Source organism: Herbaspirillum frisingense, from assembly GCF_047325095.1.
Classification (GTDB): Bacteria; Pseudomonadota; Gammaproteobacteria; order Burkholderiales; family Burkholderiaceae_D; genus Herbaspirillum; species Herbaspirillum frisingense.
Genome location: NZ_CP168558.1, coordinates 4350336 through 4375862 on the forward strand (window position 1 = coordinate 4350336; position 25527 = coordinate 4375862).

At 64.4% G+C, this 25527-nt stretch carries 21 protein-coding genes; 7 read left to right on the forward strand and 14 right to left on the reverse strand.

Annotation, left to right across the window (positions count from 1 at the left end; translation table 11 throughout):
• Positions 1-47 precede the first annotated feature (47 nt).
• The 3 genes from ACEOAC_RS19985 to ACEOAC_RS19995 form a co-directional block, all read right to left on the reverse strand.
• A complete protein-coding gene (locus tag ACEOAC_RS19985; RefSeq protein WP_413445222.1) occupies positions 48-1019 on the reverse strand; it encodes a glutaminase in 972 nt (323 codons plus the stop codon).
• A gap of 41 nt (positions 1020-1060) precedes the next feature.
• A complete protein-coding gene (locus ACEOAC_RS19990; RefSeq protein WP_413445221.1) occupies positions 1061-2266 on the reverse strand; it encodes a M20 aminoacylase family protein in 1206 nt (401 codons plus the stop codon).
• A 101-nt stretch (positions 2267-2367) separates the two neighbouring features.
• Complete coding sequence (locus ACEOAC_RS19995) at positions 2368-3654, reverse strand: MFS transporter (protein WP_241811507.1); 1287 nt, start codon at positions 3652-3654, stop codon at positions 2368-2370.
• Positions 3655-3760: 106 nt separating this feature from the next.
• Between ACEOAC_RS19995 and ACEOAC_RS20000 the strand changes: the two genes are divergently transcribed.
• Positions 3761-4690: a LysR family transcriptional regulator gene (locus ACEOAC_RS20000; RefSeq protein ID WP_237022564.1), complete on the forward strand. Its 930-nt coding sequence runs from the start codon at positions 3761-3763 to the stop codon at positions 4688-4690.
• On the opposite strand, the gene ACEOAC_RS20005 is transcribed toward ACEOAC_RS20000, so the two are convergent.
• On the reverse strand, positions 4687-6342 hold the full coding sequence (locus ACEOAC_RS20005; RefSeq protein WP_413628546.1) for a methyl-accepting chemotaxis protein: 1656 nt from the start codon (positions 6340-6342) through the stop codon (positions 4687-4689). The two genes, ACEOAC_RS20000 and ACEOAC_RS20005, sit on opposite strands and share 4 nt — an antisense overlap.
• 127 nt (positions 6343-6469) lie before the next feature.
• Positions 6470-7267, reverse strand: a complete 798-nt coding sequence (locus ACEOAC_RS20010; RefSeq protein WP_241811504.1) for a transporter substrate-binding domain-containing protein — start codon at positions 7265-7267, stop codon at positions 6470-6472.
• 385 nt (positions 7268-7652) lie between these two features.
• Between ACEOAC_RS20010 and dkgB the strand changes: the two genes are divergently transcribed.
• Positions 7653-8474 (forward strand): 2,5-didehydrogluconate reductase DkgB, encoded by an 822-nt coding sequence (gene dkgB / locus ACEOAC_RS20015; protein ID WP_413445236.1) that lies wholly within the window; start codon positions 7653-7655, stop codon positions 8472-8474.
• A gap of 51 nt (positions 8475-8525) precedes the next feature.
• Here the strand turns inward: dkgB and ACEOAC_RS20020 are convergent, their stop codons facing one another.
• On the reverse strand, positions 8526-9578 hold the full coding sequence (locus tag ACEOAC_RS20020) for a threonine aldolase family protein (protein ID WP_077236549.1): 1053 nt from the start codon (positions 9576-9578) through the stop codon (positions 8526-8528).
• A gap of 77 nt (positions 9579-9655) precedes the next feature.
• Positions 9656-10498: an AraC family transcriptional regulator gene (locus ACEOAC_RS20025; protein WP_158243295.1), complete on the reverse strand. Its 843-nt coding sequence runs from the start codon at positions 10496-10498 to the stop codon at positions 9656-9658.
• A gap of 167 nt (positions 10499-10665) precedes the next feature.
• Between ACEOAC_RS20025 and ACEOAC_RS20030 the strand changes: the two genes are divergently transcribed.
• Complete coding sequence (locus ACEOAC_RS20030; protein ID WP_102663166.1) at positions 10666-11268, forward strand: TetR/AcrR family transcriptional regulator; 603 nt, start codon at positions 10666-10668, stop codon at positions 11266-11268.
• A 146-nt stretch (positions 11269-11414) separates the two neighbouring features.
• Positions 11415-12344: a ketopantoate reductase family protein gene (locus ACEOAC_RS20035; protein ID WP_413444897.1), complete on the forward strand. Its 930-nt coding sequence runs from the start codon at positions 11415-11417 to the stop codon at positions 12342-12344.
• Between the two features lie 11 nt (positions 12345-12355).
• On the opposite strand, the gene ACEOAC_RS20040 is transcribed toward ACEOAC_RS20035, so the two are convergent.
• From ACEOAC_RS20040 to ACEOAC_RS20065, 6 genes are all read right to left on the reverse strand, one after another.
• Positions 12356-13768: a S1C family serine protease gene (locus ACEOAC_RS20040; RefSeq protein WP_413444898.1), complete on the reverse strand. Its 1413-nt coding sequence runs from the start codon at positions 13766-13768 to the stop codon at positions 12356-12358.
• 185 nt (positions 13769-13953) lie between these two features.
• Positions 13954-15246, reverse strand: a complete 1293-nt coding sequence (locus ACEOAC_RS20045) for an MFS transporter (protein WP_413444899.1) — start codon at positions 15244-15246, stop codon at positions 13954-13956.
• Between the two features lie 95 nt (positions 15247-15341).
• A complete protein-coding gene (locus tag ACEOAC_RS20050) occupies positions 15342-15779 on the reverse strand; it encodes a MarR family winged helix-turn-helix transcriptional regulator (RefSeq protein WP_413444900.1) in 438 nt (145 codons plus the stop codon).
• A 601-nt stretch (positions 15780-16380) separates the two neighbouring features.
• Positions 16381-17085 carry an SDR family oxidoreductase gene (locus ACEOAC_RS20055; RefSeq protein WP_413444901.1) on the reverse strand — a complete coding sequence of 235 codons (705 nt, stop codon included), beginning with the start codon at positions 17083-17085 and terminating at the stop codon, positions 16381-16383.
• 177 nt (positions 17086-17262) lie between these two features.
• Positions 17263-17844: a TetR/AcrR family transcriptional regulator gene (locus tag ACEOAC_RS20060; protein ID WP_413444902.1), complete on the reverse strand. Its 582-nt coding sequence runs from the start codon at positions 17842-17844 to the stop codon at positions 17263-17265.
• Between the two features lie 101 nt (positions 17845-17945).
• Complete coding sequence (locus tag ACEOAC_RS20065; RefSeq protein ID WP_413444903.1) at positions 17946-18914, reverse strand: GlxA family transcriptional regulator; 969 nt, start codon at positions 18912-18914, stop codon at positions 17946-17948.
• 273 nt (positions 18915-19187) lie between these two features.
• On the opposite strand from ACEOAC_RS20065, the gene ACEOAC_RS20070 reads away from it, so the two are divergent.
• Complete coding sequence (locus tag ACEOAC_RS20070; RefSeq protein ID WP_241811496.1) at positions 19188-19886, forward strand: M24 family metallopeptidase; 699 nt, start codon at positions 19188-19190, stop codon at positions 19884-19886.
• Between the two features lie 123 nt (positions 19887-20009).
• On the opposite strand, the gene ACEOAC_RS20075 is transcribed toward ACEOAC_RS20070, so the two are convergent.
• A complete protein-coding gene (locus tag ACEOAC_RS20075) occupies positions 20010-20768 on the reverse strand; it encodes a DUF2076 domain-containing protein (protein ID WP_413628918.1) in 759 nt (252 codons plus the stop codon).
• Between the two features lie 451 nt (positions 20769-21219).
• On the opposite strand from ACEOAC_RS20075, the gene ACEOAC_RS20080 reads away from it, so the two are divergent.
• Positions 21220-23496, forward strand: a complete 2277-nt coding sequence (locus ACEOAC_RS20080; protein ID WP_413445155.1) for an NADP-dependent malic enzyme — start codon at positions 21220-21222, stop codon at positions 23494-23496.
• Positions 23497-23948: 452 nt separating this feature from the next.
• On the forward strand, positions 23949-25496 hold the full coding sequence (locus ACEOAC_RS20085) for a methyl-accepting chemotaxis protein (RefSeq protein ID WP_413445156.1): 1548 nt from the start codon (positions 23949-23951) through the stop codon (positions 25494-25496).
• Positions 25497-25527 lie beyond the last annotated feature (31 nt).

Below are 25527 nucleotides of genomic sequence, written 5' to 3' on the forward strand. Positions count from 1 at the left end.
CAGGAGAAACCAAACGCATCGCCCCCCGGGGCAGCGCGACGCCGACCTCAGGCGAACACCGACAAGCCGGCAGCGTTGGAGACCAGTTCCAGCGCCATCATGGCCCGTACCGAATTGCCACGTGCATCCAGACGCGGCGACCAGGCGCAGATGCTGCCGCGGCCCGGCAACACGGCCAGTACGCCGCCGCCCACGCCACTCTTGGCCGGCAGGCCGATGGCAAAGGCGGTCTTGCCGGAATGCTCGTAGGTGCCGGTGGTGAGCATGAGCGCGCAGATGCGCTGGGTCTGCTGCGCCGTCAGCAACTGCCGCCCACCTTCGATGCCGTTGCCGCCATTGGCCAGGAACAGCGCGGCACGTGCCAGTTCCACGCAAGAAGCCTCGATGGCGCAACTGGCGCAATAGGCCGTGACCACGTCGTCCACTGCATTGACCATGTTGCCGTGGCTCTGCATCAGGTGGGCCGCTGCGAAGTGGCGCGAGGCGCAGCGCAGCTCGCTGTGAAAGACCTCCGAGTCGTAATTGAGATCACCGCTGCCGGTCAGCTCCCGCAGCAGCGCCACCATCGCCGATTCCAGATGCGTATGCCGGCTCAGCAAGGCGTCCGTCACCACCAGCGCGCCCGGATTCAGAAACGGATTGCGCGGGATGCCGCGCTCCAGCTCCAGCTCGATCAGCGAATTGAACGGATTGGTGCTGGGACTCTGCCCGACCCGCTCCCACAGGCATTCGCCATGGCTGCGGTAGGCCAGTGCCAGCAGGAACAGCTTGCTGATGCTCTGGATGGAAAAGCGCGTCGCACTGTGCCCTACCGCATGGACTGCGCCGTCGAGGGTGGCGACAGCCATGCCGAACTGATCCGGGTCGACCTGCGCCAGGGCCGGGATGTAGCTAGCCAGTTCCCCCTCCTGGCGACAAGCCTCGGAGAGATGCGCGGCGCGCCTGAGGATCTCGGGCCAAGGCTGCGCGGCAAAGTCACCGGCACGGGCCGACCGCGCCCGACCGGCAACATCGCCCATCACGGCCGACTGCCACTGCAGGGGATCAAGCTCCGGCGATTTCACGCAGACACACCCAGATAGCGCTGCACCAGTGCGACCCAGTAGGCGACACCGGCATCGATGATGTCGTCGTTGAAATCGTAGAAAGGGCTATGCAATTCCCGCGAAGCGGCCTGCCCGGTACCCTCGCCAGTGGCGATCAGGCCGTTGCCGAGAAAGGCGTAGCAGCCCGGCTTGTGGTGCAGGTAGAACGCGAAGTCCTCGGAAGCGAAGGCCGGCTCGGTCTCGCCATCGACCTGCTCCGTGCCGACGGCCGCCATCATGGCCTGCATGGCCTCGCTGGTTTCTTCAGGATGATTGACCAGCGCCGGGTACAGGCGCTCGAAGCTGAACGACACCCGCAGGTCGAACATCTTGCCGATGGACTTGGCGATGGATTCCATGCGGCGCTCGATGAGCTCAAGCGTATCGTCATCGAAGGCGCGTACCGTCCCGGCCAGGGTGGCCTGCTCGGGGATCACGTTGTCGGCGCTGCCCGTGTGGATCTGGGTGACCGAGAGCACCGCTGGGTGATTGGGGTTGACGTTGCGCGTGAGGATGCTCTGCCAGGCCAGCGTGAGCTGCGCCGCCGCCACCACGGGATCGATGCCGCGATGGGGCTGGGCAGCGTGGGCACCACGTCCGTACAGGGTAGCGCTGAAGGTATTGCTGGAGGCCATCAGCGGGCCGGGGCGCACGCCGAAACTGCCCGCCGGCAATCCCGGCCAGTTATGCAGGCCGAAGATGGCGTCGGTGGGAAAACGCTTGAACAGGCCATCCTCGATCATCGACCGCGCACCTGCCCCGCCCTCCTCGGCCGGCTGGAACACGAGGTGCACGGTGCCATCGAAATCGACCGCGTGGCTCAATCTGGCCGCTGCGCCCAGCAGCATGGCGGTGTGGCCGTCATGGCCGCAGGCGTGCATCTTGCCGGCGCAGGTGGAGGCATGGGCAAAGGTGTTTTCCTCCTTCATCGGCAAGGCATCCATATCCGCACGCAGCGTGATGGCGCGCGACGAACTGCCCTTGCGCAACGTGCCCACCACGCCGTAGCCACCGATATTCTCCTCGACCTGGAGACCGTATCCGCGCAGCAGACGGGCCACGTAGCCGGCGGTGCGCTTTTCTTCGAAGCGCAGTTCGGGGTGGGCGTGCAGATGACGCCGTATGGACACCAGATCCATTTCTTCGGGCCCTTCCATGCGCCCATGCTTGTTCATCTCCATGTGGAGTCCTCTACAGGTTGGTGGGGGGCAAACCTCATGCACGGCGCCAGGGCGAGAGCCAGGAGGTCACGAGGCGGGCCAAAAAATCAGGGCCAGCGACCTCAGGCCAGCGCCTGCTTGCGCTGCATGCGTACCAGAGCGCCGATCAGGGCCAGGCTCAGCAGTGCGGCCACGGTCAGGTACAGGCCGATGATGAGCTTGTCGCCGCTGACCTGGATCAGTGTGGTCACGATCATGGGCGTGAGCCCGCCGAAGATCATCACACCCAGGGCGTAAGATGTGCCCACGCCGGTGGCACGATAGCGGGTCGGGAAGATATCGGACATGACCAGCGGCGCACAGGCGGCATACAGGCCCAGCGTGACGGAGATGGCGATCTGTACCATCAGCAGCATCGGCAGGGTCGGGGTGGCCACCAGCAATTTGAACAAGGGATAGGCCAGCACGCCCGCCAGTCCGGCACCCCAGGCCATGGGCTTGTAGGGGCCGATACGGTCGGCCAGCATGCCCACCAGCGGGCAGATCAGGAGCAGGGTCAGACCGGAAGCGATCTGGCCCAGATAGGTCGACGCTACCGGCATCTTCAGCTCACGCACTGCATAGGTGGTGAAGTAGTTGGAGACCTGGGTTGCCACGGTCCAGAAGATCATGATGGCGATGCCGATCAGGATGCGACCGAAGTTGGCCTTCACGCCCGCGAGGAAGGAATCGGCCGGGCCTTGCTCGATGCTGCGCTCGAACTCCGGCGTCTCCGGCAGTGCGCGGCGGATGTACCAGCCCACCGGACCGATCAGCAGCCCCACCAGGAAGGCCACGCGCCAGTAATCCTGCAGCATGCGCTCCTGGCCATAGACCACGGCGATGGTGAAGCCGACCACGCCGCCCAGCAGCACCCCGCCGCCCTGCGCCATCTGCTGGAAGGAGCTGAAGAGGGCACGATTGCGACCGGACGCATTTTCCACCAGCATGGCCACGTTGCTGCCGATCTCGCCACCGGCCGAAAATCCCTGCAGCAGACGGCCGAATACCAGAATAGCGGTCGCGGCGATCCCGATCGAATCGTAGGACGGACAGAGCGCCGGAATGATGGTACCCAGCGCCATCAGCAGCAACGTGAAGCTCAGTGCCTTCTTGCGACCGACCTTGTCGGCATACTGCCCCAGTACCAGTGCGCCGATGGGCCGCACCACGAAGCCGGCGGCGAAGGTCATGAAGGTGAACATCAGCGCCGCATAATCGTCGCCACTGGGAAAGAAGGTCTTGGAAATGGCCACGGCGAAGATGCCGAAGATGATGAAATCGTAGATCTCGAGAACGTTACCGATGGTGGCCGCGATCACCGCGCGGCGTTGCGTTTTCGCGTCCAACCCGTTGGCTTGGCTGTGCATAAGGTCTCCACTTGTTATGTTTGGTGGCCGAAGTGTAGGTCTTATGCCCTATACTGAAAACTTCCGTTTAAATATAAGAACCATACTCTCAAGGTATAGATCCGCCATGATCGAATTTCGTCATCTGCGCTATTTTCTCGGCGTGGTCGAACACGGCAGCGTGGCCGAAGCAGCGCGCCGACTGCACATCGCGCAACCGGCCCTGAGCCGGCAGATCAAGGATCTGGAAGAGGAAATGGGGGCGCTCCTGTTCGACCGCAGCGTCCGTGGCGCAACCCTGACCGCCGCCGGACAGCAACTGGCCATTGATGCCCGCCGCATGCTGGGGGAGCTGCAAGAAACGCGTCAGCGCGTCGCGCGCGTAGCCGAGGGCGTGGAAGGCAATCTGCGCATGGGCATCACGCCCAATTTCGGCTGGCATCCCCGCATCCTGGGTTCGCTGCGCAGCTTTCACCAGGCCGAGCCACGGATTGCCATGTCACTGGAACCGGGCCTGTCGGCCCGGCAACTGGAACGGATCAGGGAAGGCGAACTGGATGCCGGTTTCCTGGCCTGGCGCTATCCGCCCAACGACCAGTTCCTGGCGGGTGAATTCAACGAGATCGAAGTCTTCGAGTGTCGACTCAAACTGGCGCTACCCCGCGACAGCCGGCTGGCCCGCCAGGTGCCGGTCCATCTGTCGGCACTGCGCGAGGAGCCGGCGATCTGGTTCCCGACCGAGGTGGCACCGGGTTACGACCAGTTCCTGGACTACCAGTGCCAGACGGCCGGACTGGTGCCGCGCAAGGCGCAACTGGCCAGCGACGTACTGAGCATTCTCGGCCTGGTGGCTGCTGGCGTGGGCTATGCCATCGTCTCTGACGTGAGTGCCTATACCTGCCCGGAAGGGGTGGTGCTGGTCGACCATCCGGAACTGACCATGCGCCACCCCGTCTCCTTCGTCTATCGCGCCGATAACGGCAACCCCACGCTGGGCCGCTATATCGCCCATCTGGAAGGAGCCCAGCCGCTGCCCATGACGGACACCACCGGCTAACGCGGCTGGGGCACGAGCAGGCGCGGCTGCGGCGGCGCGCCGACAGCCACCACCGGCGACGACGCCAACGTGTGCCGGGAGGCAGACGACGCTTCTCCGGCGTGCGTCCCGATCGCGAAAATACTGACCACCTGCGTCAGCTCGCCCGCCTGCGCACGCATCGAAGCGGCAGCGGCGGCGGCCTGTTCGGCCAGGGCAGCATTCTGCTGGGTCAGGTCGTCAAGCTGGGCCACGGCATCGTTGACCTGCTGGATGCCCTCGCTCTGCTGGGCAGTGGCCACGCTGATGTCATCGACGATGGCATGGACGTGCTCAACGCTTTGCACCACACGTTGCATGGTGGCGCCCGCCACTTCCACCAGCGCGCTGCCGGCCACCACCTTCTGCACCGAATCATCGATGAGCGACTTGATCTCCCGGGCGGCGGCCGCCGAACGCTGCGCCAGGGAGCGCACCTCCGACGCCACCACCGCGAAACCGCGCCCCTGCTCCCCGGCGCGAGCGGCTTCCACGGCCGCATTCAGTGCCAGGATATTGGTCTGGAAGGCGATGCCGTCGATCACGCCGATGATGTCCACGATCTTGTCGGAAGAGGCGTGGATCTTTTGCATGGTACCAACCACCTTGCCCACCACCGACGCGCCCTCGCCCGCCACCGATGATGCCGAGGCCGCCATCTGGCTGGCCTGGCGGGCGTTGTCCGCATTGGTCCCCACGGTAGCGATGAGTTCTTCCATGGCCGACGCGGTCTCTTCCAGCGCCCCTGCCTGCTGCTCGGTGCGCGAGGAGAGGTCGAGATTGCCCTCCGCCATTTCAGCGGAGGCCAGCGTGATGGAATCGGTGCCGTGCCGCACCCGGCTGACGATATCGCGCAGGCGCTGACTCATGTCCTGCAGGGCCGTCATCAGTTGCCCGATCTCGTCGCGCGAGGCCGGGCTGACGGTGGCCGTCAGATCACCCCGAGCCACCCGCTCCGACAATCCCACTGCCTGCCGCAGCGGACGCACGATGCTGCGCGTGAGCAGCCAGGCACAGGCCACGCCGAAGAACAAGGCTGCTGCCTCCAGCACCAGCAGCAGGATGCGGCTGTCACGCGAGAGCCGCTCGATGTTCTGCGAAGCGGCATCGATTTCAGTCTGCTGCGCCTGCTGCAGCGTCCGTACGGCCGCCAGATACTGCTTGGCCAGCGGCATGAATTCCTGGATCAGGGTACTGCTGGCCAGCTCCTGTTCACCGGTGGATTTGAGATCCATGATCTTGAGGAATATCTCCTTGTAGCGGCGCTGGTATTGGCCTATTTCCGCCAGCAGGGCCTGCTCTTTCCCTGCCACCAGCAGCGGCGTCAACTGCGCCTGCAGGTCTGCGATTTCCTTGTTGGCGGCGATTTCCTCGTTGAGAAAGTAACTGCCCAGCGTCGAATCGACACTGCGCGACATCGCCACCGAACGCATCACGCCAGCGCGCAGGCTGCCGACCCAGGCAGAGATGAGGCGCTCCTTCAAGGCCGAATGATGGACCATCTCATGGGTGACATCGGAGACGATCTGCAGGCGCCAGATACCCAGCGCCATGACGAGGATGGACAAGGCCAGCACGATGGCGAAACCGACCGCCAGGCGGGTCCCGATACGGATACCAGAGAGACATTTCATTGCCGTTCCTTGCGAGAGCGGATGCAGATGCGGATGTGGATAAGGATGGGGAGGTGAAGCACGGCCGACGACTGTTCCATCCGCAGAATGCGGCGCGCGAGGGTCGCGCGCCGCCAACTGGTGGGTCTTACTGATAGGTGGTGGCGATCTTCTCGGGCAGCGGTACGTTGAGCCACTTCTTGACCAGACCATTGAGTTCGCCACTCTTCTTGGAGGCGGTCAGCACGTCGTTGATCTTTGCCACCAGCGCAGTCTCGCCCTTGTTGACGCCGACGAAACAGGTCGACACATTGATGACGTACTTCAGCACCGGCTTGTTGGAGGGCGTCTTCTCGGCCAGCGAATAGGCGACGAAGTCACCCGTGCCGACGATCTGTACCTGCCCGGCGACATAGGCCGACACCAGTCCGTTGTTGTCTTCGTAGCGCTTCAGGACGGTGGTCTTGGGTACCGTGTCGGTGAGCATCAGGTCTTCGAAGGTGCTGCGGGTGACGCCCACGGTCTTGCCCGCCAGATCGGCCGGGCCACTGATCTTCAGCGCGGCGATACCAAAGACGCTGTTGTTGTACGGCGCGTAACCCTGCGAGAAATCCATCACCTTCTCGCGCTCGGCGTTCTTGCCGAGGGTGGAGATGATCATGTCGATCTTGTGGCTCTGCAGGAAGGCCACCCGGCTGGAGGTGGGGACCGGGATCAGCTCGGCCTTCACGCCCATGCCCTTGGCCACCAGCCGTGCCACATCGATATCCAGCCCCTGCAGCTGCAGGTCGCCATTGACCGCGCCGTAGGGCGCGAAGTCCTGCGGCACGCCGATCTTGACGACCCCGGCCTTCTGGACCGAGGCCAGCGTGTCGGCCATGGCCGCGCCACCCGCAGCAGCAGACAAGGTGATGGATGCGGCAATGGCGAGCTTGATGACGTGCATGGTGTTCCCCCTGAGATGATTTCCGGACGCGCCGGAAGGTCTGATGTAAGGCCATCCAGCGATGGCTGGCGCCAGTGTAATCAGCCCCTATCAGGCTTGGAAATTACCGAGTTGCGATAGGGCATATACCCTGAAGGTATATGACCAGCCAGGCAGGACGCGGCTCCCGGCCGGCGGGAGGAAATCATTTAAACAATATGCAAAATGATCGCCCCGCGGGAACACCACGCCTGCACCGCCAAACATTATTGAGTTGTGATCAACAATGATTTGTCGACGAAGCACTTCAAGCAACAAAGGATTTGTCCGATACTCGATCGCACTGATGCCGCCGCCCAGGCAATTCCCGTCCGGCGGCCCTCATCCTCAACGCAAAGGACAAGACATGCACAACACCCCCACCACTTCCCCCCTCCCCGCGCTGGGCCTGGGCACCTTCCGCCTCAAGGACCAGCAGGTCATCGACTCGGTACGCACCGGCCTGGAGCTGGGCTATCGCCATATCGATACCGCGCAGATCTACGGCAACGAAGCCGAAGTCGGCCAGGCGCTGGCCGAGAGCGGCGTGGCCCGTGATGCGCTGTTCGTCACCACCAAGATCTGGACCGAAAACCTGTCGCGCGACAAGCTCATCCCCAGCCTCAAGGAAAGCCTGCAGAAGCTGCGCCTGGAACAGGTCGACCTGACGCTGATCCACTGGCCATCGCCGCAGGACGCGCTGCCGGTGGTCGACTACCTGCAGACGCTGGCCGAAGCCAAGGCACAAGGCCTGACGCGCCTGATCGGCATCTCCAATTTCACCATCACCCACATGGAGCAGGCCATTGCCGCCGTCGGTGCCGACCAGATCGCCACCAACCAGGTCGAGATCCATCCCTTCCTGCAGAACCGCAAGCTGATCGAGTACGCCCGCACCCAGGGCGTCCACCTGACCGCCTACATGCCCCTGGCCTACGGCCGGGTGATGCAGGATGCGACGCTGCTGGAGATCGCTGCCAGGCACGGTGTATCGGCCGCGCAGGTGGCGCTGGCCTGGTCGCTGCAACAGGGCTTTACAGTGATCCCCTCGTCCACCCGGCGCGAGAACCTGGCCAGCAACCTGGCCGCGGGCAAGATCAGCTTGTCGGACGCCGAGATGAGTGCCATCGCAGCACTGGATCGCGGCGAGCGCCTGGCCAATCCGGACTTTGCTCCGGCGTGGGATTGATGCCGCCTCGCAGCATGGCCCCGTCTCGATCCGGCCCTGCCGGTGACGAACTCAGTTGAGCGCCTGCACCTCCCTGGCAACTGCCGCGATGATGCCGACGGCCTCATCGATCTGCGACGGCGAGATGTTCAAATAGGGAATGGCACGCACGCCCCGCTCCCCGGATGGCAGAACATGCAGCCCACGGGCGTGCAGCCTGTCGACGAAATCGCCGGCCGTGGTCGAAGTGACTTCGAAGCGGACGATATTGGTTTCGACCGTGGCCACATCGATGGCGATGCCGGGTATCCCGGCGATGCCTCTTGCGAGAATTCTTGCGTGGAGGTGATCGTCGCCGAGTCGCTCGCGATGGTGACGCAGCGCATACAGGGCGCCGGCAGCAATGATGCCCGCCTGACGGAAACCGCCACCGATCTGCTGCTTGAAGCGACGGGCGCGCGCGATGAATTCCCGCGAGCCTGCCAGTGCGGAACCGACTGGCGCTCCCAGCCCCTTGGAAAAGCAGACACTGACGGAATCAACGTGCCGCGCATATTCGCGCTCCGTGATGCCGGAGGCGGCCGTGGCATGCCACAATCTGGCACCGTCAAGATGCAGGGCGATGCCGCGCTGCCGCGCCAGTTCGCACACCGCGGCCATCTGCTCGATGGGCCAGACCTTTCCGCCTCCCAGGTTGTGGGTATTTTCCAGGCACAGGAGTTTCACCGGTGCCGGAATCGTGCTGGGGAAGAAGCGGTGCGACAGGCCCAGGGCGCCACTCACATCGGCGGCCGAGAACACACCGCGCGCGCCCGGTAGCAAGCGCGGCAGCACGCCCGCGAAAGCCGCCGGCGCCCCGCCTTCCAGGATGTACACATGGGCGTTCTGATCGAACAGTACCGCATCGCCCGGTTCGGTATGGGCGCGGATGGCGACCTGGTTGGTCATGGTGCCGGTCACCATGAACACTGCATCCTCCTTGCCGAGCAGCGCGGCAACCTCGCGCTCCAGTTCTTTGACGGTCGGGTCGTCGCCATAAACGTCGTCACCGACCACTGCATCCCGGATGGCGTCGCGCATGGCCTCGGTAGGCCGACTGCAGGTATCACTTCGAAGATCAATCACGGCACACCTCGCTTCAATGATGGAGCAAGCAATATGCGCGCGGCGCGGTCTCGGGATTTGGATAATCTTGCTATTTTCTAGCGACCGATCCGGCTCGGCGCTACACCGTAGAAGGTCTTGAACTCACGACTGAGATGCGCCTGATCGCAATAGCCCAGCTCGATGGCGACCCGCCTGGGCTGGCGGCCGGCCAGCAGCATCGTCTTGGCCATGGCAACCCGCCGCTGGATCAGGTAGCGATGGGGCGCCATGCCGTGAATGGCCTTGAACTGGCGCAGCAGGTGGTAGGGGCTGACCCCGGCCACCGACGCCAACTCCTCCAGCGAAGGACTGGCGACCAGATGGGCATCGATGAATTCCCGCGCATGACGGACTGCCCGCGGCGCAGCCGCCTGCTCCAGCCTGCGCTGACGGAACTGCGCATGCCGGGCGAACAGCTGGATCACTGCCGCAGTCAAGAGCGAGCTCACCTCCAGTCGGCTCGCATGGGGCGACGCCGAACTGCAGTGCGCCGCCCGCAACATGACAATGGTCTGGTCATCGAAGATCACGTTCCGGGCAAACCAGGGCAAGCCAGCCGGATGGCCGGCTTCCCGCTCGAAGAGACGGCAGACGAAGTCGGGCGACAGATAGACCATCCGGTAATCCCATCCCTGACCGTCGGCGGGGCGTCCTTCGTGTACGTCGCCCGGATTGATGACGCCGATCGATCCTTGCGGCATGGTCAGCCGCTTGCCACGGTCGTGCTGGAAGGCCTGAGCACCTCGTTCGATGATGCCGAAAGCATATTCATCATGCGCATGCGGTGGGAAATGGTGGTTGTGATAGCTGGCGGCAAGCAGTTCGGCACCGCCGAAGTCCGCCTCGCGCCAGAGGCGCACCAGATTGGATCGTTCGGAAGCAGGTGGCGATTTATTCATGGACGCAGACGAGGAATTCGATACCGTGGATGAACAAGGATAAATGACAAGCATCATGCATGCCCACCAGCCACGACCAGGGACCGCGCAGGCCAGGCCGGGACCAGGTACCGGTGGCAGGCTTGATCGCTTATGATGAAGCCTTTTCTCCATCCCCAGGAACCACCATGCCCCGCGTTACCCTTGAGCAAGCAGAACTGAATCGTGACCGCATCGAACACGTCTCGGCGCAACTGTTTCGCGAAATGGGCATCGACCGGGTCAGCGTGATCGACCTGATGAAGGCCGCCGGCCTCACGCACGGCGGTTTCTACGGCCACTTCAAATCCAAGGACGAGCTCGCCGCCATCGCCTGCACCCGCGCCTTCGATCTGTCGCGCAACAAATGGCACGCCCAGGCCGCCCAGAGCCGATCACCGACGGACGCCATCGAGGCCATCATCGGCCGCTACCTCAGCGAGGAGAACCGCGACGCGCCCGGCAAGGCCTGCCCGGCCGCCATGCTGGCCAGCGACGTGGCACGCGTGGACGAGGACAAGCCGGTGCGGGCCGCCTATCGCGCCGGCCTGGATGACCTGCTCGACAGCCTGACCGCACTTCAGCCACAAAGTGGACCCAAGACCCGCAGACGACGCGCCATCGCCCAGCTCTCCACCATGGTGGGCGCACTGCTGCTGGCGCGGGCCAGCGGCGCGACCGCTCTGTCCGGCGAGATCCTCGACGCCACCCGGAAGGAATTGCTCTCGGACCTGAAGGAAAAGCGGCCCTAGAAATCCCGCCATGTCCTGCGCCTAACGGCCCCGGACGGGTCTCCTGCACGCCCATCGAACCAGCTACCGCCTCCCGAGTAGGGTGCGGTGCATATTTTCTCCGATTTATATATTATGATCATAATTTATTTAACGGATCAATGAACATGAAGATACTGGTTCTCGGCGCTGGCGCCATGGGAGGATATTACGGTGCACGTCTGATTGAAGCGGGCCAGGACGTCAGTTTCCTGGTGCGTGAGCGGCGTGCCCGGCAATTGCAACAGGAGGGACTGGTCATCGACAGCGCGCTGGGCAACTTCGCCGGCCCGGTCAAGACGCTGGTCTCCGGTACCGCCATCGCGGAGGAGTTCGACCTCATTCTGCTGGCCTGCAAAAGCTACGACCTGGACGGTGCCATCGAGACCTTGAAGCCACTGACGGGGCAGAACACGGTCATCCTGCCCATTCTCAATGGCCTGTCCCCCTACGACAGCCTGGATGCCACGTTCGGTCGGGATCGCATCCTCGGTGGGGTGTCCTATATCGCGACCACGCTGGACAAGAACGGCCATATCCAGCACCAGGGCAGCAACGACAGCCTGAGCGTAGGCGCCCGCGCCAGCAGCAGCGAGAGCATCGCCAGGGCGTTCCACGCCGCCATCGCACGCACGCCAGGTCTGCGACAGTTCTCCGACAACATCGATCAGGCGCTGTGGAACAAGTGGGCCATGATCGCGGCCGGCGCCGCCGTGAGCTGCCTGATGCGCGGCAACATCGGCCAGATCCTGGCGACGGCCGGGGGTGAGTCACTGGTGCGCCAGGCCATCGCGGAGACCACCTCGGTGGCCGCCGGCAGCGGCTATGCCCTGTCGCAGGTAGCGCTGGACCAGATGCACAAGCTGCTGCTGTCACCCGCTTCCACCTGGGAAGCCTCGATGGCGCGCGACATCGCCGCCGGCATGGCGCGGCTGGAAGCCGACGCCATCATTGGCGACTTGCTGACCCGGGCCAAGCGGCTCGGCATCGACCTGCCCTTGATGCGGGCGGCCTATTGTCACCTGCAGGTCTATGAACAGCGGCAAGCCACCAATTGAGCTGCAGTCCGCTAGGGGCTGCTACGGGAGGGGGAAGATTGGGGCGCCTGGGAGGATGGCCGGTCCAGCAACTGCAGGTTGAGCCGCTGCAGCGCACTGCCCACGGGAATGAAGAAATTCATTCCCGCCAACCCCTTGGCGCCCAGGCCGGCCACGGTGATGCCGATGACCTGGCCCGATTTGTCCAGCAAGGGACCGCCGCTGCTGCCGGGCAGGATGGCCACGTCACTCTGCAGGAATTCCAGATCGCGCACCGTGCGCACCCCACTGAGAATGCCGCGCGTCAACGTGGTATTGAAGGCATCGCCCAGCGGCGAGCCCAGGGCATAGACATCCTCGCCGATGCCCGGCTCGCTCATGCGCAGCGGCAGCGGGCGCACGCCGGGTGGTGCGGTCTTGAGCAGGGCCACATCCCGCGCCACGTCGGAGCGCACCACCTCGGCCATCAGCTCGCGTCCGGCGGGCAGGCGCACGCGCACCACCCGCGCATCGCCGATGACGTGATGGTTGGTCAGCAGCCAGCCGGAACTGCCGATATAGAAACCGGTACCCGAGCTGCGCTCGCTGAAGACCGTGACCACCGCCGTGCGCAATTCGCCGATGACCTTGGACATCTCCGCCCCCTGGCGGTCGGGTGAGCGGTTGTCGATCTCCACAGCCCTGGCCGGCGGCTGATGCTCGGTTCTGGGCGGTGGCAACGCAGCGGCAGCGCGCTCGTAGGGTGTCTGCACTGCCAGTGCGAAGGCCGGGTCGGCCAGCAGATTGCGCAGCGCCACGGCGAAGGCTTCCACCGGAATCTGGGGCGATGCGCCCTCAAAGCCGGTGCTGCCGGAGCGAAACACCCCTTCGCTGCTGCCGCGATAGATCACCTTGCGCTGCTCCGGCGCGAACAGTTGCCAGTCAAGCCTGACGTAGGCCTCGCCGGTCCAGGCGCTGCCGCTCTTCATGCAGAGATTGGTCCGCAACTGGGTGACCACTACGCCGACCTGCAGATTGGCTTCGCCGCTCCGGTTGGGATCGGCTTGCGCAATGTCTTCCGGCCGCTCGGGAAACAGGATTTCCGGCCGCGCCGCCGGCACCGGGTAACCCTGGGCCTGCAGCTCCTGGCGAAAGCGTGCAGACAGGGCATTGGTCGGCAGCAGCACATCGGCGCTTTTGGGGTTCCAGACGATGTCGTTCTTGCGCGAGCAGAACAGCCCCTGCTGCAGCTCGCCGATGACCTGCGGGCCCTGCTCGAAATGGCGCAACGCGCGGGCCAGGAAGGCCGGCCGGGCCTGGGCTTCGGGCGGCATGCGCAGCGGTGTCTTGTCCGCTATCGATGGCAGGGTCGCCGGACCGGCGTAGGCCGGCAGGTTCAGACCGAGCATGACCGCCAGCGCGGTCAACATCCTTGGCAGGGAGAGGTTGCGATTCTTGTTCATCATCGGGCAGGTGATTGGACCGGCGCAAGCGATGCCGGAGATCGGCACGCCCGGTCAGGACGGCGCCGCGGGCGTGCGGCATTCTCGCACGCCATATGCCCTTGCACGATTGCCACAAATACCTAAGAAGCAAGAAAAGTCATCCTTCCAGAAGAAGGATGACTTTTCGCACAAACCCGGGGGGAGAATCAGGCCGGAACCGGCGTCGGCTGACTCTGCTTGCCCTTGATACGCAGTACCAGCACCGCGCCGATCAGACAGGCCACACCCATCATGATGGACGACAGGGTGTAGTTGCCCAGCGTGGCCCGCATATAACCGGCGACCGTGGTGGCGGTGGCGGCACCCAGCTGGTGGCCGGCGACGATCCAGCCGAAGACGATGGGTGCAGCCAGGCGACCGAAGACGTCATTGGCCAGGCGCACGGTGGGCGGCACGGTGGCGATCCAGTCCAGGCCATAGAAGATGGCGAAGATGGTCAGGCCGTAATACTGCAGGCCGAAGGCATAGGGCAGGAAGATCAGCGCCAGGCCGCGCAGTCCGTAGTACCAGAACAGCAGCACGCGTGGATTGTAGCGGTCCGACAGCCAGCCCGAGAGCGTGGTGCCGACCAGGTCCAGCATGCCCATGGCGGCCAGGATGGAGGCGCCGCTGACTTCGTTGATGCCGTAGTCATTGCACATGGCGATGAACTGCGTACCGATATAGCCATTGGTGGACAGGCCGCAGACGAAGAAGCTCATAAACAGCAGCCAGAAGTCCGGCATGCGTACCGAGGTGCGCAGGGCGTCCAGGGCGATGGTCAGAGGATTGCGACGGGACAGGCCTTCGTCCTTGATGTCCTCGACCTGGCCGAGCATCTTCTGGCCGATGGCCGCCGGGCTCTCCGGCAGCAGCAACCACACCAGCGGGATGGCCAGCAGCGCCACCGCCGACACCAGGAAGGCCACCGAACGCCAGCCATAGCTGCCGACCATCGATGCCATCAAGGGCAGGAACACCATCTGTCCGGTCGCTGCACTGGCGGTCAGCAGACCCATGGCCAGCCCGCGCCGGGTCTCGAACCAGCGGCTGACGATGGTGGCACCCAGGGTATTGGCGGCCACGCCGGTACCGGCGCCCACCAGCAGGCCCCAGGACAGCAGCATGTGCCAGGGCATGTGCATCAGGGTCGACAGTGCCGTGCCGGTGGCCAGCAGCACCAGGGCAGCCAGCACCACCCGGCGGATGCCGAAACGCTGCATGGCGGCGGCCGAGAAGGGACCGATCAGGCCGTAGAGTGCGATGTTGACCGAGATCACCACCGAGATGGTGGAGCGGTTCCAGCCGAACTCCTGCTCCAGCGGCAGGATCATCACCGAAGGCGTGGCACGGATACCGGCCGAGCATAGCAGGACCAGGAAGATCACGCCCACCACCACCCAGGCGTAGTGAAAGCGTGGCGTGACGGCGTTGGCGAGTGATTGTGTGAGCTTGTTCATTGCGGTCCTGTGGAGAAAGAGACGCGTAAGGGTTGAGGTTGTGATTGTGGTTGTGGTTGTGGTTGCAGCAAAGGCAAAAACGAAGCCGAACGCGCTCAGGCGTCCTGCAGGCGTATATAGGCGTCTTCGATGAGGTCGTTGAATTCACGTGCCAGCTTGGGGCCGAGGCGACGGTCGATCTCGTCCTGGGCGCGCCGCCAGCGGGGGCGCGCTTCTTCCAGCTTGGCCTGGCCGGTGCGGCTCAGTTGCAGTGCAAAGGAACGCTTGTCCAGCAAGGCTTCCTCCGGCAGGTCCACGGTCTCGACCCAGCCGGCCGCCATCAGCGGCTTGAGGGCGCGACTGAGGGTGCTGCGGTCCATGCCCATGTCCTGCGCCAGGGTGATATTGGCGATCGGGCCCTTGCGGCCGATGCGGCTGATCAGCGAATACTGGGTGATGCTCAGGTCGCTGTCCTGCAGGTGGTGGTCATAGATGATGGTGATCCTGCGCGTGAGGCGGCGCAGGGGCGCGCAGGTACAAATATCCTTGCTCATGGGCATCCCGGTCGTCAGTAGGCACAAACCCGACAACCGGGATGGCCGGCCGTCTGATCGCTACAACTATGCATATGCATCGATGTATGCGCATCATATGGACGGCGCGACGCCAAGTCAAGCAGGAGGACACTGAGGAAAAAATCAATCAACACCTCCAGTAGCCTGCCAGTTGGACTGCCCTTGAGTCGGAGGAGCCAGATTTATGATGTGATGCAAAGGAAGAGGCCAAGCAGAATCGGGCTTGGCGCTTGACCGAATAGTGCACAGCAAAGGCAATAGGTCACCCACGACGAAGCGGCGCAACAGACGTCGGTTTTATCGGGACTTTCATGTGGTGATCATGGGGCAACGAAGAAAATGGACGTCAGAAGCTTGTGCTTTGGTATCGACCGGATTCCGATATCGCCCACCTCAGGCGCACCAAGCGCTGAAGGAATTTCCCTCGCATGGGCATTGCTGGCGAGGTATGTGCAAGGGAGTGATTGACCCAGCACCACCCTTTATCAGTCATGAATGTAGGCGCAGCAATGTGATCAGGCCCGCGCGCTCCTCCCACTCAATCACTATCCCTCGCGTGCCACCTGGCGCCTCAACCGGCTCAACCGGCCAGCGCGTCCTGCAGGTAAACCGAGGACGACAGGGCCTGATGCACCTGGCGGCTGACCTCATCGACGAAGACCTCCAGCGCACCGGCTTCCAGCGCATCCAGGGTCTGGCGCACCACATCTTCGGGACGCGACTTGGGGGCGTCGAAGCCGCGGGTCAGGTCGGTATCGATAAAACCGGCGTGCACGCCCATCACCTGCGTCCCCTGCTCACGCAGTTCCTGGCGCAGGCCATTGGTCAGCGACCAGGCCGCTGCCTTGGAAACCCCGTAGGCCGCCAGCATGGGCGAATTGACCATGCTGATCACCGACAGCACGTTGACCAGCGCGCCGCCACCCTGGCGGGCCAGCACGGGGGCGAAGGCCTGGCTCAGGTTGAGCATGCCGAACAGGTTGGTGTTCAAGTGATCCTGCAGTTGTTCCTGCGCACCGGCGTGCAGCAGGCCGCCTACGCGGGCGATGCCGGCGTTGTTGATCAGCACGCTCAGGTCGCCGATGCGCTCCACGGCGGCCTTGACCTGCTCGGGCCTGGTCACGTCGAGCTCGATCGGCTCCACGCCGGCCAGCTTGACCGAGGCGATATCACGCGCACCGGCATAGACGCGACGGGCGCCGCGCTCCAGGGCTTGTTTGGCGAATTCCAGGCCCAGGCCGCGGTTGGCACCGGTCACCAGGACGACAGCGTTTTCGAGTTTCATGATCTTTCCTTTCAATGGAGTTCTGTGGGGTCAGTGAGGCCGGTCTGTCCGGCCTCGATCCGGGTTGGCAATCAAGCGTCTTGTGATCGGGTCATATCAAAATATGATGATCATCATATTAATGGGTAAAAAAACAGGGCGCCCCCCGATCCCGGGCGCCCTGGCTCAGTCTCCTGTTCAGTCTGCGTAGCGCGCCAGCAATTCGGCCCGGGTGGATGCCAGCAAGGCGCGTCCCTGCGGGGTGTTGCCCATCACGCGTGCCATCTGCAGCGCGCCGCTGAGGGTCGCGGCCACCACCCAGCTCGCCTGCTCGCCATGATGGGCTGACAAGACCTCGCGCACCAGTTGCTGCAGGCTGTGAATGGCCTCGCGCGAGGACGCCATCACCTCCGGCGCCTGGCCGCGCATCTCGCTGCACAGCGCCGCCACCGGGCAACCGTTTTCGCAGGCCTCGATCTGGGTGTCGGACAGATAGGCGTTGACGTAGGCCCGGAAGCGCTCGCCGCCGGCATCCGCCTGCTTGCCGACGTGGTTCATGATCAGCGTCGCGCTATCGCGGCTGGCATGGCTGACCGCTTCGGCCAGCAAGGCATCCCGCGAGGCGAAGTGGGCGTAGAAGCCACCATGGGTCAGCCCGGCCTCCTTCATGACCTCGGCCACGCTGACGCCCTTGAAGCCGCTGCGACGCATCGCCCGCGCGGCGGCGGCCACGATGCGCTGGTGGGATTGCTCCTTCTTGCTGGGTGCGGTGGAATTCATGGAAGCACAATAGCACAAATATGATTTTCATCATATTTTTTGCCGATTCCCGGTTTGCGTTGTACCTCCCGCGCCACACCGCAGACTTGAGCCCGGCCGTATCAGGTGCCCAGGTCCTGGCCAAAGGACTCCCGATAACGCTGCGGACTCACCCCCAGCACCCGCACGAAGGCATTGCGCATGCGGCCGGCGTCGCCAAAGCCGCAGGCGTAGGCAATCGCCTTGATCGGCGCGGTGCCATGCTCCAGCTGGGCGCGTGCTGCATCGATGCGGGCGCGCTGCACGAACTCGGCCGGCGCCATGCCGGCCTCGCGTGAAAAACTGCGGGAGAAACTGCGCAGGCTCATGCGCGCCACGGCCGCCAGTTCGGCCACCGACAACGGCTGCCTGAGATTGGCCAGCACATGGCGCTGCACCTCGGCGATGGGAGAATCGGGCGGCGCCAGATGATCGAGATACGGGCTGAACTGCGACTGGCCGCCGCTGCGCTGCATCACCACCACCAGCCGCTTGGCCACGTTCAGGGCCAGTTCGGCGCCATGATCCTGACGCAGCAGGTAGAGCGCCAGGTCGATGCCGGCGGTAACGCCGGCCGAGGTGTACAGGTCCTCGTCCTGTACATAGATACGGTCGGCCTCGACCCGCGCCAGCGGACACAGCGTGGCCAACGCGGCGGCATCATTCCAGTGGGTGGTCACGGTGCGGTGATCCAGCAGCCCTGCCCGCCCCAGCATGAACGCGCCATTGCAGATCGAGCCGAACTTGCCGGCACGGGCGCAGGCCTGGCGCAACCACGCATGGATGGCGGGATCGAAGCGACGCTCCACCAGCGTCGGACCACCGGCGACCAGCAAGAGGTCATCCTCGCCGTCGGCGTCGCGCCAGGTAAGGCCGGCGTTCAAGCCCAGGCCGTTGGAACAAGTCACTGCCGCGCCATCCACGCTGACGGTCTGCAGGCGATAGCGGTCACCCGGCAGCAAAAACCGGTTGGCCTCGGAGAACACGTCCAGCGGGCCGGACACATCCAGCGATTGCACGCCATCGAAAATCACGACTGTCACTGTCTTCATGGGAGGGATCGCACCAGGGGTCGGAAGAACGGCATGCAGACCTGACCGCATGCCGTCGGCAGAGCGCAATTGTGGCACGCGCATGGGCCGGCCGCTGCGGCAGCGCCATTGAGCCTCGGCCAGACGACAGCCGAATCCGGCCAGCCCCGGTGCTGGCCGGATTCACCTCCAGACTGGCCGAAAGCCCAGGTCGAATGCGCATCCCGGCTTGCGGTGGCGCCGCGATAATCCTCGCTCCCGCCGCACCGCCGGCATGACCACCAGGAGTTCTGCATGTCATCCCCTACCCCCTCCGTTTCCCTGCCGGCCGAACGCGTCGGCCCCGCCTTCTCCGTGGACGGCATGCTGCTGGCGCGGCGCAAGACCCGTGAAGCCATCGCCCGCATCGCCGAGCGCGTCGTGCCTGGCATGGTGGAAGAAGACGCAGTGGCCATGGCCAAACAGGAGATGGCCGGGATGGGCCTGGCCCTGAGCTGGCACCCCACCCGCGTGCGTTTCGGGCGCAATACCATCAAGCCCATGAAACTGGCCTCCGAGCCCGGCGTGGTGCTGGGGGAGAACGATATCTTCTTCCTCGACATCGCCCCCCGCGTGGATGCCTGGGAAGGCGATGGCGGCAAGACCTTCACGGTCGGCCAACATGCCGACTATGCACGTTGCGCCCGCGATGCCGAGGAACTCTTCCACCAGGCACGCCAGGCCTGGGACCGGCAGCAACTGAGCGGGCGCCAGCTCTACGACTTCGCGGACAAGACGGCGCGCGCCATGGGCTGGGAACTCAATTTCGACCTGCCGGGCCACCGCGTGTCCGATTTCCCGCATGCGGCCATCCACACCGGTGCGCTGGCCGAGTTCGAGCAGGCGCCGGCGACCCTGCGCTGGATCCTGGAAATCCACCTGCGCGATCCGCAGCATCGCTTCGGCGCCTTCTTCGAAGACATGCTGCTGGAAGATGAACACTACCCGCTTTGAGCCATCACAGCCTGAGCGAAAACAAGAAAGCCAGCTCCGCGGAGCTGGCTTTTCTTCTTCCATCAATCAATCAAGCAATCGGGCGCTCAGGCAATCACGCCAAATGCTCATGACCTCATGCGCTCATACCAGCGAATCGTCGTAACCGCCGCTGTCGTCCAGATCGAAGTTGCTCAGGTCTGCCAGATCGCTGCTGGAGCCGAAGTCACTGCTGTCATTACCGCTGGCATTGCTGGCCAGGTCTGATTTGCGCTCGCCATCGCTGCCGTAGTAATTGTTGACCGTGGTGTTCTCGATGTTTTCCACAGGAGCGCTCAAGCCGTTCTGGCGCGCCAGGCCGGCCCCGCTATTGCCATTGAACATGTGCTCGATGCCCTGGTACAGGAAAGCACCACCGGCCACGCCGGCCGCCGTGGCGGCGACACTGCCCAGCACGCTGCCCATGCCGCCCCCGAAGAAGCCTGAAGACGGCGCCGGTGTCGGCGCTGCCTGATAGGCCGGCGCTGGCGCAGGTGACGCATAGGCCGGTGCGGGCGCAGGCGCAGTTGCATAAGCCGGAGGATAGGCCGACGCCGGTGCCGCCTGCGGGCGGGCGCCAGACGGCGCATGCCCCCAGGCATTGCCATCCAGAAAACCCGGTTCCCGGGCGCCACCGGCCTGCAGCGCCTGTACCTGGGCCTGCAGCGCACTGACCTGGGCCTTGCTGGCATTGAGCGCCTGCTCCATCAGCAGCGCCCGCTGCACCAGCAGATAGGCCGCGTCCGGCTGCTGCGCGACCGCCTGGGCGATCATCGCATCGGCCTGGGCATCCTTGGTGATGCCCCGTACCTGGGTCAATTGTTGGAGAAAATCCTGAAGGGCTTGGGTTTCTTGCGGATTCATCATGGCGGGCTCCTGCCGTTACGGTAATGACGACAAATGTAGACACAGCGACCCACATTCAACCCATGGACGAACGGGATCGCCGACAAATGGATTATGCGCGCCTTCATCTCGAAGAGATGTGTCGACAATCAACGAGATGGAAACAGCTTGTAACAGACAGCCGACAAGACTTCGCTCAAAGCCGACGTACGCACAAAAAACCCGAATGTTGAAATTTTAGGTAATATCCCCCTCCCCGTACCCGTTCCGGCGGCCACAAGCCCGGAGCGGGCGGAGGCAGGCGCGTGGAGCCGGTCACCGGTTCCCGCACCCATTATCCGAGCCGACGAGAACGCAGCACCCTGCGCGATCGGCCCGCCGCATTCAGACCAGGAAACCAGAACAGCGAACGCGAGCCGCCTGCATCCGGCCCTCGCTTCCTCAAGACCGTTAATCCCTCATCAAGATCATGACCCAACAAATTTCCGCCGCCGAGCAACTCCTGCGTGACGCCGCCCGCGAATACCATCGCACCCCGTCGCGCGGCAAGATCGAAGTCCGCCCCACCAAGCCGCTGTCCAACCAGCGCGACCTGTCGCTGGCCTATTCGCCGGGCGTGGCCTATCCCTGCCTGGATATCGAAGCCGATCCGCTGAAAGCCTTCGACTACACCTCGCGCGGCAACCTGGTGGCCGTGGTCTCCAACGGCACCGCCGTGCTGGGCCTGGGCAACATCGGTCCGCTGGCGTCCAAGCCGGTGATGGAAGGCAAGGGTTGCCTGTTCAAGAAGTTTGCCGGCGTGGACGTGTTCGACATCGAACTGGCCGAGACCGACCCGGACAAGCTGGTCGAGATCATCGCCTCGCTGGAGCCCACCCTGGGCGGCATCAACCTGGAAGACATCAAGGCCCCCGAGTGCTTCTACATCGAGCAGAAGCTGTCGGCGCGCATGAACATCCCGGTCTTCCACGATGACCAGCACGGCACCGCCATCATCTCCTCGGCGGCCCTGCTGAACGGCCTGGAACTGGTGGGCAAGGACATCGGTAGCGTCAAGATCGCCGTCTCCGGCGCCGGTGCAGCTGCGATTGCCTGCGTGGAAGTGATGATCGGCCTGGGTGTGAAGCGCGAGAACGTCTTCATGGTCGACAGCAAGGGCGTCATCTATGAAGGTCGCCCCGGTGGCCTGGACGCTTCCAAGCAACGCTACGCCATCAAGACCGAAGCGCGCACCCTGGCCGACGTGGTCAATGGCGCCGACGTCTTCCTGGGCTGCTCGGCCCCGGGCGTGCTGACCGCCGACATGGTCAAGACCATGGCCGACAAGCCCATCATCCTGGCCCTGGCCAACCCGGAACCGGAAATCCGCCCCGAACTGGCCAAGTCGGTGCGCCCGGACTGCATCATCGCCACCGGTCGTTCGGACTATCCGAACCAGGTCAACAACGTGCTGTGCTTCCCCTACATCTTCCGTGGCGCGCTGGACTGCGGCGCCACCAAGATCACCGAAGCCATGAAGCTGGCCTGCGTGCGCGAGATCGCCGACCTGGCCAAGGCCGAGACCAGCGCTGAAGTCAGCGCCGCCTATCCCGGCAAGGAGCTGGTGTTCGGTGCCGACTACCTGATCCCGACCCCCTTCGATTCGCGCCTGATCCTCAAGATCGCCCCGGCCGTGGCCAAGGCTGCCGCCGAGTCCGGAGTGGCGACCCGTCCCATCAAGGACTACGCCGCCTACCGCGAAGAGTTGACCCGCTTCATCTACCAGACCGGCATGTTCATGCAGCCCGTCTTCAACACCGCCAAGGTGGCCGCGCAGCGCGTGGTCTATGCCGACGGTGAAGACGAGCGCGTCCTGCGCGCGGTGCAGTTCGTGGCCGATGAAGGCCTGGCCGCGCCCATCCTGGTCGGTCGCCCGGACGCCATCGAAGCCGGCATCAAGAAGGCTGGCCTGCGCCTGAAGATCGGCCAGAACGTGCAAGTCATCAACCCCGCCAGCGATGCCCGCGTGGCCGCCTACGCCGCGCAATACCAGGGCGGCAGCGAAGCCGACGTGCGTGCCAGCGGCAGCCTGCTGGCCGCGCTGATGGTCAAGGCCGGCGACGCCGATGCCATGCTGTGCGGCCTGGACGGCAACTACGACGGCCACCTGGCGCATGTGGAAAAGGTCATCGGCCTGAAGGACGGCGCCCAGGAATTCGCGGCATTGAACGCCGTGCTGCTGCCGGACCAGACCCTCTTCATCACCGACACCTACGTCAACGACACCCCGGACGCCGAGCAACTGGCGCGCATCGCCAAGGCCGCCGCCGAAGAAGTGGCGCGTTTCGGCGTGCCGCCCAAGGTAGCCTTCCTGTCGCACTCCAACCATGGCAGTTCCTCGCGCCCGTCGGCCCGCAAGATGGCGCAGGCGCATGAAGCCTTCAGGAAGCTGGCCCCGGAAGTGGAATCGGCCGGTGAACTGCACGGCGACGCCGCCCTGTCGGAAAAGATCCGCAACAACGTCGGCCTGGCCGACAGCGGTCTCACCGGCGCGGCCAACGTGCTGGTCTGCCCCAACCTGGATGCGGCCAACATCCTCTTCAACGTGTTGAAGACCAGCAGCGGCCAGGGCACCACCATCGGCCCCATCCTGCTGGGTGCGGCCGCCCCGGTGCATGTGCTGACCCCGTCGAGCACGGTGCGTCGCGTCATCAACATGACCGCGCTGGCAGCGGCCAAGGCACAGGACGGCAAGTCCAAGGCCTGAGCCAGGCCCTAAGCAAGCAGCCAGAAAAGACCGGGTTCGCCCGGTCTTTTTTTTCGTCCGTCGCCAGCCTATGCCGCGGCCGACGGGAACGGGCTGCACATCGATATCAAATCGCGCATTGCCCGAAAGAATAATTTCATTGGATGGAAGTCTTGCCGCTGATTACTATCGTTGGCGATTCAGCCATGCGACCATCGAACAAGCAAACGCCGGCAGCACAGGGAGGCCGGCGGCAAGAAGAGAGACAGGATGGGCAGGAAGCAGACGCTTCGTGACGGCATGACAGCATGACATCACCAGCACTTCATTGCTCGCCGCGACCGCCCAGCCGGGCCGGCCGCCGCTCCTGACTTCTCGCGCCCGCACGCCCGCACGCCAGACGGGCGGCTCCGCTTCGATCGCATCGCCTGGGTCCGATACCAACAACGATAGCAATCGAATGCGAGGAAGACATGATCTGGTTCTACAACCTCAACATCGCCAGGAAGCTGGCCCTGTCCTTTGCCGTGGTGATCGCACTGACCCTGCTGCAGGGCCTGTTCGCCATCAAGGAGCTCAAGCAGGTCAACAACGCTTCCGGCGAGATCGTCACCAAATGGATGCCGACCATGGATGCTGCGCGCGAGCTGCAGGGTTCGCTGCCGCCGCTGCGCCTGACCGAACTGGAACTGGTCACCGCCGTCACCCCGCAGGAGCGCGCCGCCGCCAACCAGGCCATCAAGACGCGCCTGGAGGCGCTGGCCAAGCAACGCGCCGTCTTCGAACAACGCATGTCCGAGCCGCAGGAAAAGGAGCAGTACGCCCAGTTCGGCAAGAACCTGGCCGCCTACATCAAGGTCGATGAGCAACTGGCGGAGATGGCGGCCAATCAGCAATACGACGAGACCCGCGTGCTCTTCAAGGGCGAATCGGCGCGGCTGTATGGCGCCATGGTCGGTAATCTGGACGCCATCGTGAAGATCAACGCCAGCGGCAGCGCCCGGGCCGACGAAGAAGCCACTGGTGTATTCCGTGGCGCCCAGCGCTGGATCGGCGGGCTGTTGCTGGCGACCATGGCGATCGGTTCGCTGCTGGCCTTCGTGGTGGCCGCCAATGTGGCGCGCCCGCTCAAGGAAGCGGTGGAGATCGCCCAGCGCGTGGCGCGCGGTGACCTGACGCTGCGCATCCGCCCGGCCGGGCGCGATGAAACCGGTCGCCTGATGGAAGCCCTGCGCGCCATGAATGAAAGCCTGCGCGACATCGTCAACGAGGTGCGCCAAGGTACCGACACCATCGCCACCGCCTCCAACGAAATCGCCCGCGGCAACCTGGACCTGTCCAACCGCACCGAGCAGCAGGCGGGTTCCCTGGAGGAGACCGCCTCGGCCATGGAGCAGCTCACCTCCACCGTGACCCAGAACGCTGACAACGCCCGCCAGGCCAACCAGCTGGCCGCCACTGCCTCGGACATCGCCAGCCAGGGCGGCGAGGTGGTGGGCCAGGTGGTGCAGACCATGGAAGGCATCACCGAAAGCTCGCGCCGCATCGCCGACATCATCAGCGTGATCGACGGCATCGCCTTCCAGACCAACATCCTGGCCCTGAACGCAGCGGTGGAAGCAGCCCGTGCCGGCGAACAAGGCCGTGGCTTCGCGGTGGTGGCCTCGGAGGTGCGCTCGCTGGCCCAGCGTTCGGCCGGAGCAGCCAAGGAGATCAAGGAACTGATCGACGATTCGGTGCAGAAGGTCAGCGCCGGCAGCGCCCTGGTGGAACGCGCCGGCAGCACCATGAACGAGGTGGTCGCCAGCGTGCGGCGCGTGACCGATGTGGTGGCCGAGATCAGCGCCGCCACTCAGGAACAGAGCGGCGGCATCAATGAAGTGAACCTGGCCATCACGCAGATGGACGAGACCACCCAGCAGAACGCCGCCCTGGTGGAACAAGCGGCAGCCGCCGCCGATTCACTCAAGGTCCAGGCCGGCAACCTCGCTGCGGTGGTGGGCAAGTTCAAGCTGGACTAGGGCCTGTTTAGTGTGAACAGGCCCTAAGACC